The following is an 8,166-nucleotide window of genomic DNA, read 5'->3' on the forward strand; positions in this document are numbered from 1 at the left end:
GGCGGGCACTGCCGGTCCGCGTACCGGGCGGTGGCTCGCCGCGACGGTGCCGGCGGCCGGTGTGGGTGCCGTGCTCGCCGCGCTGCTGCCGACCGCCCGGCTACCGCTCGCCGTGGGCGGATACGTGGCGGTGTTCCTGCTGCTCACCGGCGTGCTGCTGGCCGCCGCGGCGCACTTCGCGAAACCCCGCCGGCCACCGGCGACCGGTGGTGGCGTCCGGTCCGCTGTCGTCGCCGTCGTGCTCCTCGGGTACGCGGTGCTCGCCGTCGCGCTGCCGCTTCACCTCGGTCTCACCTCGACCGTGCCGGTCGGGGCCCGGTGGTGGCTGCTGCCCCTGGTGACGTTCTGCTGCCTGGCGTTCCTGCTCGGCGCCGAGCGGCTCGCGGACGGCCACGGCGTCCGGTACGCGGCCACCGGCGGGATCGCCGTGCTGGTGCTCGCCGTCGCCGCGGTCATCGGCCTGGCACCCGGGTTCGTACTGCTGGTGGTGCCGCTGTTCGCGGCGCTTGTGGCCTGGCAGGCGGCCTGGGCCGTGGTGCTGCGCCGCCGGGCCGCGCCGTGGTGGATGGCGCCGTCGGTAGGGGCGGTGGTGCTCGCCTGGCCGATCGCGACCACGCTGCCGCTGACCTGACCGGCGCCGGTCGGCTCAACGACGGTCGGTCTGCTGCTCCACGGCGCGTTGCACGGCCCGGTAGATCTGCCCGAACCGCAGCGCGTCGGGCGTGCGGACCAGCATCGTCTCCCGGCCGTGGTGCTGCACCCACAGTTCGTGCACCCGGTTGCCGCGCTCGTAGGAACGGTCCAGCCAGCCGAGCGGCACCTCCAGGAACGGGGTGAGCGCCAGTCCCACCACCACGAACGCGGCCAGGATGATCAGGGCCAGTTTCCACTCGCCGCGGTCCTGCGCGGACCAGGCCAGCGAGAGCACGCAGACCACGGCGACCAGTGGTGGCAGCGACAGCAGCAGGACCAGCACCCCGCGGCCCAGCACCCGCCCTCGGACGGCGAGTGTGGTGGTGCCGCGCGCGTGCCAGACGTACGTGACGTCGGCGAGCGCGACGGCCTGACCGCCCGCGTGGATGGCCTCGGAGGTGACCTGCACGGTGTCGTCCCGGTAATAGAGGACCATGAATCAGCCTAACCGCGCGTGTCGATGCCGGCGATGCGTGCGCCGGTAGGCTGGCGGCATGACGGACCGGAGCGGGGCCGGAACCGGCGGCGACGAGCAGGCGCGCAACGTCGAGGTGGTCAGGCGCTACCTGCGCACCTTCGTCACGAAGGACCTGGCCGAACTGGCCGAGGTGGTCGACGAGGACGTGGAGGTCTACGGCTCCGGCACCGCGGTACGCGGCCGGCGCTATCCAGAGGCGGCCGTGTCCTCGCCCGGCCTGACCGTGATCGACCAGGAGATCCGGGAGATCTTCGCGGCCGGGGACCGGGTGGTGGTGTCGCTGGCCCAGACGTACCGGCGGGACGCGACAGGGGCGACCACCGTGCAGAGCGCCTGCAAGATGTACCGCCTGGCCGGCGGCCGGATCGTCCAGTTCTGGGGCGAGCAGGACACCTACGGCCTGTTGCGCGGGCTGGGCCTGCTGCCGGACGAGCCGATCACGTTCTGACCCGTCGCGGCAGGACCGGTCGCGGGACGACCCGGCGTGGCCGGCAGGCTCTCCATGGCCCGCTGCACCGCCCGGTAGATCTGCCCGAAGCGCATCGCGTCGCGGGTGTGCAGCAGCCGCACCGGGCGGCCCCGCCATTGCGCCCACATCTCCATCTCCCGGCTGCCCCGGGCGTACGAGCGGTCCAGGTGTTCGAAGAGGAAGTCCGCGAGCGGCCCGACGGCGAGGCCGACCAGCACCGAGATGCCCACGATGGCGACGGTGACCGCCGCCGAGCGTTGCAGCCACACGGCCAGCGCGATGCCCAGCACGGCGGCCACCAGCGGCCCGGCGAGCGCGGCCCCGATCGCGCCGCGCCCGGCGAGCACCCGCCAGGAGCGGTCGCCCCGCCGGTGCCACACGGTGGTCAGTTCGGCCAGCGGGTAGCTGCGCCCGTCCACCCGTACCGCGGTGGAGGTGACCTGGACGGAGCGGTCGTCGTAGTAGGTGATCATGGCCTCACTCCCGGTGGCGGGGCGGCGGCGACTCCGGCGGCGACCTGGGGAGTCGCCGACACCACACTGTCTACCCCAACGAGGCGAGTCGTAAGGTTGGCACGCGACTTCGACGAGGAAGTGAGGGCAGCGTGGGCGAGTTCGTCAGGCTGGAAGTGAAGGACGGCATCGGCACCATCCGGCTGGAGCGGCCGCCGATGAACGCGCTCAACACCCAGGTGCAGGAGGAGTTGCGCGCCGCCGCCTCGGCGGCCACCGCCGACGCCGAGGTCCGCGCCGTGATCGTGTACGGCGGCGAGAAGGTCTTCGCGGCCGGTGCGGACATCAAGGAGATGGCCGACATGTCCTACGTGGACATGGCGGAGCGCGCGGCCGACCTGTCCAGCGCGCTCGGCGCGATCGCCCGCATCCCCAAGCCGGTCGTCGCCGCGATCACCGGGTACGCGCTCGGCGGCGGCTGCGAGCTGGCGCTGGCCTGCGACTGGCGGATCGTCGCCGAGGACGCCAAGCTCGGCCAGCCGGAGATCAAGCTCGGCATCATCCCCGGCGCCGGCGGCACCCAGCGGCTGGCCCGCCTGGTCGGCCCGGCCCGCGCCAAGGACCTGATCATGACCGGGCGGATGGTCGACGCCGCCGAGGCGCTGCGCATCGGCCTTGCCGACCGCGTGGTCCCGGCCGCCGAGGTCTACGACGCCGCGGTGGCGTACGTGAAGCCGTTCCTGACCGGACCGGTGCAGGCGCTGCGCGCGGCGAAGGCGGCTGTCGACGGCGGTCTGGACATGGACCTCACCTCGGGCCTGGCCTGGGAGAGCCAGCTCTTCGCGGCGCTGTTCGCCACCGACGACCGGCGCGAGGGCATGGCCGCGTTCGTGGAGAAGCGCAAGCCGGGCTTCACCGGTCGCTGACGCGAGAGCTGTTCACATCCGCGATACCGGCCAGTAGCGTGACCCCGGTCGGTCGACGAAGGGGAATGGCATGACGGAGCGGATCGAGGGCCACGGGGGCGATCTGGCACTCGCGGCACTACGCGCGCACGGCGTACGGGAGATGTTCACGCTGTCCGGCGGGCACGTCTTCCCGCTCTACGACGCAGCCCACAAGGCGGGTTTCCCCCTCTACGACGTGCGGCACGAGCAGTCCGCCGTGTTCGCCGCGGAGGCGGTCGCCAAGCTCCAGCGCCGCCCCGGCCTGGCCGTGCTCACCGCCGGCCCCGGCGTCACCAACGGGGTCTCCGGCCTGACCAGCGCGTTCTTCAACGCCTCGCCGGTGCTGGTGCTCGGTGGGCGGGCGCCGCAGTTCCGCTGGGGCTCGGGCAGCCTCCAGGAGATGGACCACCTGCCGCTCGTCGCGCCGGTGACCAAGCACGCCGAGACGGTGTTCAGCGCCGACGACATCCCGCGCGCGGTGTCGGCGGCGCTGACCACCGCGCTCACCCCGCACCGCGGCCCGGTCTTCCTGGACTTCCCGCTGGAGGCGGTCTTCTCCGTCGGTGACGCCGACCTGCCGGCGGTCACGCCGCTGGCCCCGATCGAGCCGGACCCGGACGAGGTGGCGAAGGCGGCCCGCCTGATCGCCGGCGCGTCCCGGCCCGTGATCATCGCCGGTTCCGACGTGTACGCGGGCGACGCCGTCGACGCGCTGCGCGCCGCCGCCGAGTCGCTGCGGGTGCCGGTGTTCACGAACGGGATGGGCCGGGGCGCGCTGCCGCCGGAGCACCCGCTCGCCTTCGCCAAGGCCCGCCGGGTCGCGCTCAAGGGCGCCGACGTGGTCGTGGTGATCGGCACCCCGCTGGACTTCCGCCTCTCCTTCGGCGACTTCGGCGACGCCCAGGTGGTGCACGTCGTGGACGCACCGAGCCAGCGGGCCGGGCACGTGCAGCCGGCCGCCGCGCCGGCCGGTGACCTGCGGCTGATCCTCGGCGCGTTCGCCGACCACACCGGTGACCGGGCCGACCACGCCGACTGGATCGCCGAGCTGCGGACCGCCGAGGACGCGGCGAAGGCCCGCGACGCGGAGGAGATGGCCGCCGAGAGCGACCCGATCCGCCCGGCCCGGATCTACGGCGAGCTGCGCCGGGCGCTCGCGCCTGACGCCATCACCATCGGCGACGGCGGCGACTTCGTGTCGTACGCCGGCCGGTACCTGGAGCCGGCCCAGCCCGGCACCTGGCTCGACCCCGGCCCGTACGGGTGCCTCGGCACCGGCATGGGCTACGCGATGGGCGCCCGGGTCAGTCACCCGGACCGGCAGATCTGCGTGCTGATGGGCGACGGCGCGGCCGGCTTCTCGCTGATGGACGTGGAGTCGCTGGTCCGGCAGAAGCTGCCGGTGGTGATCGTGGTCGGCAACAACGGCATCTGGGGGCTGGAGAAGCACCCGATGCGGGCGATGTACGGCTACGACGTGGCCGCCGACCTCCAGCCCGGCCTGCGCTACGACAAGGTGGTCGAGGCGCTCGGCGGCGCGGGCGAGACGGTGGAGAAGGCCGCCGACCTCGGGCCCGCGCTGGGGCGCGCGTTCGACTCGGGCGTGCCGTACCTGGTGAACGTGCTGACCGACCCCGCCGACGCGTACCCCCGTTCGTCGAACCTGGCCTGACCACGGCGCGTGCGGGCCGTCCGCCGGGTGACCGGCGGGCGGCCCGTGGCGCGCCTCAGACCTCGGGGCGGTCCCGGTCGTCCGGGCGGCGCAGTTCCTCCTCGCGGCGGCGCAGGTTCTCCTCCCACAGCCGCAGCCGTTCCTGGTCCTCGCGGCGGGACCGCTCGTCCAGCGAGGCGAGGAACTCCGGGTCGTCGTCCGGGGCGAGCGGACGGCGGGCGGGCGCGGCGGGACGGGCCGTGCCGGTGACGCCGGCGGTCCCCGCCGGGCGCTCGCGGCCCACGAGGAACCAGGCGATCGAGCCGACCAGCGGGAAGAAGAGAATGATCAGCACCCAGATCATCCGGGGCAGCGCCTTGACCTTCTCCTCGTCGGCGGAGAGGCAGCTGATCAGCGCGCACACGGCGAGGACGATCTGGACCAGGAAGAGCAGCACGTAGAGGCGGGCCATGCCTCATGATGGCTCACCGCCGCTCGTCAGTGCACCCCGCCGAGTACGTGCGCCACGCCGAGCACCGCCAGTCCGGCCGCGCCGAGCGCGGTCAGCGGCACCGACCATCTGTCGAACCGGCGCGGTCCGGTGCCGGTGGCCCGGTGCCACGTCACCACGAGCACGGCGAGCCAGACCACTACCGCGAGCCCGGCCGGCGCCGCGTCCGCGGGCCGGCCGCCGAACGCCGGCCGGAGCTGGAGCAGCAGCACCGCGGTGAGCGTGAGCAGCGTCCGCCGCCACGCCAGCCGGGTGCGCTCGGGTTGCAGGCCGGGGTCACGGGTCACCGCGCGCCGCCCACCAGCACGGCGGCCACCAGCAGCAGCGCGCCGATCGCGACGACGAGCGCCAGGACGGCCGGGAAGCGGGACGCGGGCAACTCCTCGTTCAGCCGCATGGCGCGTTCGGTGCGCGCCCAGTGGTCGACCGCCCGGATCGAGACGGTGGCGCCGAGCAGCAGCAGCGCGACCGCGAGCGCCTCGCGCAGGTGGGCCAGGCGCAGCGGCGGCAGGAACTGCGCCGCGGCCAGCCCGCCCGCCACCAGCGCGAGACCTGTTCGCAGCCAGGCCAGGAACGTCCGTTCGTTCGCCAGCGAGAAGCGGTAGTCCGGCGGGGTGCCGACCGAACGCAGCTCACGCGGGTCGAACCAGCTCTTGATCGACTCCCACACGCTGCCGATTATCCGCTTTGCCCCGCGCCTAGCCTGGGGGGATGACCGATCTTGACGTGCGCGAGCTGCGTGACGCCTACGACAGCCAGATCCGACCGGAGCTGCCGGACCCGCTGCCGGACGGGGTGACTGTGGAGCGCGACGGCCCGCTGTTCCGCGTGCTCGGGCTCGACCACCGCGGCTTCCTCACCTACCGGACGCTCGACGGCCTGGCCGGCGCCGAGCTGGACGCCCTGATCGCCCGGCAGGTCGAGGTCTTCCGGGCCCGGGGCGAGGCGGTCGAGTGGAAGCTCGCCGGTCACGACGAGCCGGCCGACCTGGCCGACCGGCTGCGCGCCGCCGGGTTCGTCCCAGAGGACCAGGAGACAGTCGTGGTCGGCCCGGTCGCGCCGCTCGCCGCCGCCGTCCCGGTGCTCCCCGAGGGGGTACGCCTGCGCGAGGTCACCGGCCGGGCCGACCTGGAGCGGATCGCCGCCATGGAGGAGGAGGTCTGGCAGGAGGACCGCAGCCACCTGGTGTACGGGCTGGCCCGGGAGATCGAGGCGGATCCGCAGTCGATCACGATCGTGGTGGCCGAGGCGGGGGAGACGGTGGTCAGCGCGGGCTGGATCCGCTACCAGCGCGGCACCGGCTTCGCCAGCCTCTGGGGCGGCTCGACGCTGCCGCAGTGGCGCAAGAAGGGCATCTACCGAGGGCTGGTGGCGTACCGGGCGCGACTGGCGCAGCAGCGTGGCAAGGCGTTGCTGCAGGTGGACTGCTCGCCGGACAGCCGGCCCATCCTGGAGCGGCTCGGGCTCGTTGCGGTCACCACCTCCACGCCCTACGTCTACACTCCGTGATCATGGAGCGGTTGACGGCGGACGAGCGGCTCACCCTGAAGACCGGCGCGTTCGGTGCCGTGTTCCTGGTCTCCAACGCCGTACCGGGGGTGCTGGCGATGGTGCGGGAGAGCTTCGCCGCCTCCGGCGCGCTCGGCGAGGTGGGCGGCGTGGTCAAGGAGGCGCTGACCACCGGCCCGCTGCCGCAGCTCCCTCGGGACTCGGTCCTGGAGGTCGAGTCGGTGGTGCTGCCCGCGCTGGGCCGGTCGGTGGAGATCCTGCGCGCCAAGTCGCCGGGGGACGTCGAGACGTACCGGTCGGTGGTGCTGGACGCGGCGGATCGGGTGGCGCAGGCGCACCGGGGGATCGAGCCGGCCGAGGCGGCGGCGATCGAGAAGATCCGGCAGGCGCTGACCGAGGCGGCGTGACGGTGGTGAGTTGCGTCACTCCGGGCCGCCGGGGTGGCCATGCTACTTGCGGGTAACATTGCCTCGTGGGGAAGTGCACAGCTGCCCGCGGTTGACCCACGTTGCGTCACGCGGGAGGCTGCGCCCGTGACCGGGCGAGTGATCGCTACACCAAACAGGAGGGTCGTCGAAGCGCGATGAACATCGTCGTACTCGTCAAGCAGGTGCCTGATTCGGGCGCGGACCGCAGCCTGCGTTCTGACGACAACACCGTCGACCGCGGTTCGGCGAACAACGTCATCAACGAGATGGACGAGTACGCCATCGAGGAGGCGTTGAAGATCAAGGAGGCGCACGGCGGCGAGGTCACCGTCCTGACGATGGGTCCGGACCGGGCGACCGAGTCGATCCGTAAGGCGCTGTCCATGGGTCCGGACAAGGCTGTCCACGTCGTCGACGACGCCTTGCACGGCTCCTGTGCGGTGGCCACGTCGAAGGTGCTTGCCGCCGCCCTCGGTCAGCTGGGCGCTGATCTGGTCATCTGTGGTGCCGAGTCGACCGACGGCCGGGTGCAGGTCATGCCGCACATGATCGCCGAGCGGTTGGGTGTGGCTGCTCTGACCGGTGCGCGCAAGCTCACCGTCGACGGGTCCGGTCTGACTGTGGAGCGGCAGACCGAGGAGGGCTACGAGGTGGTCACCGCCTCGACTCCGGCTGTGGTGTCCGTCTGGGACACCATCAACGAGCCGCGTTACCCGTCTTTCAAGGGCATCATGGCGGCCAAGAAGAAGCCGGTGCAGACGCTGTCGCTGGGTGACCTGGGTGTGGCCGCGGCTGAGGTGGGCTTCGACGGTGCTACCAGCGCTGTGGTGGAGCACTCCAAGCGTCCGCCGCGCTCCGGCGGCGAGAAGATCACCGACGAGGGCGAGGGCGGCGTGAAGCTGGTCGAGTTCCTCGCCACCGAGAAGTTCGTGTGAGGGGTCACTGACATGTCTGAGGTTCTCGTCGTCGTCGAAGCCACCCGGGAGTTCGGCGTCAAGAAGGTCACCCTGGAGATGCTCACCCTCGCC

At 72.9% G+C, this 8,166-nt stretch carries 11 protein-coding genes and 1 pseudogene; 7 read left to right on the forward strand and 5 right to left on the reverse strand.

Going from position 1 to position 8,166, the window contains the following annotated elements:
• Positions 1–631, forward strand: a pseudogene (locus AC2CHG_RS28080) (dienelactone hydrolase); the annotation flags it as partial.
• A 15-nt stretch (positions 632–646) separates the two neighbouring features.
• Here AC2CHG_RS28080 and AC2CHG_RS28085 read toward each other — a convergent pair.
• Positions 647–1,129: a DUF6232 family protein gene (locus AC2CHG_RS28085; RefSeq protein WP_262016118.1), complete on the reverse strand. Its 483-nt coding sequence runs from the start codon at positions 1,127–1,129 to the stop codon at positions 647–649.
• A gap of 58 nt (positions 1,130–1,187) precedes the next feature.
• Here AC2CHG_RS28085 and AC2CHG_RS28090 point away from each other — a divergent pair, with 58 nt between their 5' ends.
• Positions 1,188–1,619: a nuclear transport factor 2 family protein gene (locus AC2CHG_RS28090; protein WP_262016119.1), complete on the forward strand. Its 432-nt coding sequence runs from the start codon at positions 1,188–1,190 to the stop codon at positions 1,617–1,619.
• On the opposite strand, the gene AC2CHG_RS28095 is transcribed toward AC2CHG_RS28090, so the two are convergent.
• Positions 1,565–2,113: a DUF6232 family protein gene (locus tag AC2CHG_RS28095; RefSeq protein WP_484525927.1), complete on the reverse strand. Its 549-nt coding sequence runs from the start codon at positions 2,111–2,113 to the stop codon at positions 1,565–1,567. The genes AC2CHG_RS28090 and AC2CHG_RS28095 overlap by 55 nt on opposite strands.
• Positions 2,114–2,244: 131 nt before the next feature.
• Between AC2CHG_RS28095 and AC2CHG_RS28100 the strand changes: the two genes are divergently transcribed.
• Positions 2,245–3,018, forward strand: coding sequence for an enoyl-CoA hydratase/isomerase family protein (locus tag AC2CHG_RS28100; protein ID WP_120571337.1), 774 nt, complete (start codon positions 2,245–2,247; stop codon positions 3,016–3,018).
• 70 nt (positions 3,019–3,088) lie between these two features.
• Complete coding sequence (locus AC2CHG_RS28105; RefSeq protein WP_484525928.1) at positions 3,089–4,711, forward strand: acetolactate synthase; 1,623 nt, start codon at positions 3,089–3,091, stop codon at positions 4,709–4,711.
• 55 nt (positions 4,712–4,766) lie between these two features.
• Here the strand turns inward: AC2CHG_RS28105 and AC2CHG_RS28110 are convergent, their stop codons facing one another.
• From AC2CHG_RS28110 to AC2CHG_RS28120, 3 genes are read right to left on the reverse strand one after another with little or no spacing between them, the layout of a single operon-like run.
• On the reverse strand, positions 4,767–5,162 hold the full coding sequence (locus AC2CHG_RS28110) for a PLD nuclease N-terminal domain-containing protein (RefSeq protein ID WP_484525929.1): 396 nt from the start codon (positions 5,160–5,162) through the stop codon (positions 4,767–4,769).
• Between the two features lie 26 nt (positions 5,163–5,188).
• Complete coding sequence (locus AC2CHG_RS28115; RefSeq protein WP_262016123.1) at positions 5,189–5,488, reverse strand: DUF202 domain-containing protein; 300 nt, start codon at positions 5,486–5,488, stop codon at positions 5,189–5,191.
• Positions 5,485–5,871: a YidH family protein gene (locus AC2CHG_RS28120; protein ID WP_484525930.1), complete on the reverse strand. Its 387-nt coding sequence runs from the start codon at positions 5,869–5,871 to the stop codon at positions 5,485–5,487. Before AC2CHG_RS28120 ends, AC2CHG_RS28115 begins: the two co-directional genes overlap by 4 nt.
• Positions 5,872–5,912: 41 nt before the next feature.
• Here AC2CHG_RS28120 and AC2CHG_RS28125 point away from each other — a divergent pair, with 41 nt between their 5' ends.
• The 3 genes from AC2CHG_RS28125 (at position 5,913) to AC2CHG_RS28135 (ending at position 8,073) form a co-directional block, all read left to right on the forward strand.
• Positions 5,913–6,710, forward strand: a complete 798-nt coding sequence (locus AC2CHG_RS28125) for a GNAT family N-acetyltransferase (protein WP_484525931.1) — start codon at positions 5,913–5,915, stop codon at positions 6,708–6,710.
• A 2-nt stretch (positions 6,711–6,712) separates the two neighbouring features.
• A complete protein-coding gene (locus AC2CHG_RS28130) occupies positions 6,713–7,117 on the forward strand; it encodes a hypothetical protein (RefSeq protein ID WP_194799619.1) in 405 nt (134 codons plus the stop codon).
• A 176-nt stretch (positions 7,118–7,293) separates the two neighbouring features.
• Complete coding sequence (locus tag AC2CHG_RS28135) at positions 7,294–8,073, forward strand: electron transfer flavoprotein subunit beta/FixA family protein (RefSeq protein WP_484525932.1); 780 nt, start codon at positions 7,294–7,296, stop codon at positions 8,071–8,073.
• The last annotated feature ends 93 nt before the right edge of the window (positions 8,074–8,166 follow it).

This window comes from Micromonospora sp. ATLC20 (assembly GCF_057196585.1).

Bases quoted from the DNA above. Each gene is read 5' to 3' on its own strand.
- AC2CHG_RS28085 (WP_262016118.1), bottom strand. From the start codon at position 1,129: ATGGTCCTCTATTACCGGGACGACACCGTGCAGGTCACCTCCGAGGCC.
- AC2CHG_RS28090 (WP_262016119.1), top strand. From the start codon at position 1,188: ATGACGGACCGGAGCGGGGCCGGAACCGGCGGCGACGAGCAGGCGCGC.
- AC2CHG_RS28095 (WP_484525927.1), bottom strand. From the start codon at position 2,113: ATGATCACCTACTACGACGACCGCTCCGTCCAGGTCACCTCCACCGCG.
- AC2CHG_RS28105 (WP_484525928.1), top strand. From the start codon at position 3,089: ATGACGGAGCGGATCGAGGGCCACGGGGGCGATCTGGCACTCGCGGCA.
- AC2CHG_RS28110 (WP_484525929.1), bottom strand. From the start codon at position 5,162: ATGGCCCGCCTCTACGTGCTGCTCTTCCTGGTCCAGATCGTCCTCGCC.
- AC2CHG_RS28125 (WP_484525931.1), top strand. From the start codon at position 5,913: ATGACCGATCTTGACGTGCGCGAGCTGCGTGACGCCTACGACAGCCAG.
- AC2CHG_RS28130 (WP_194799619.1), top strand. From the start codon at position 6,713: ATGGAGCGGTTGACGGCGGACGAGCGGCTCACCCTGAAGACCGGCGCG.
- AC2CHG_RS28135 (WP_484525932.1), top strand. From the start codon at position 7,294: ATGAACATCGTCGTACTCGTCAAGCAGGTGCCTGATTCGGGCGCGGAC.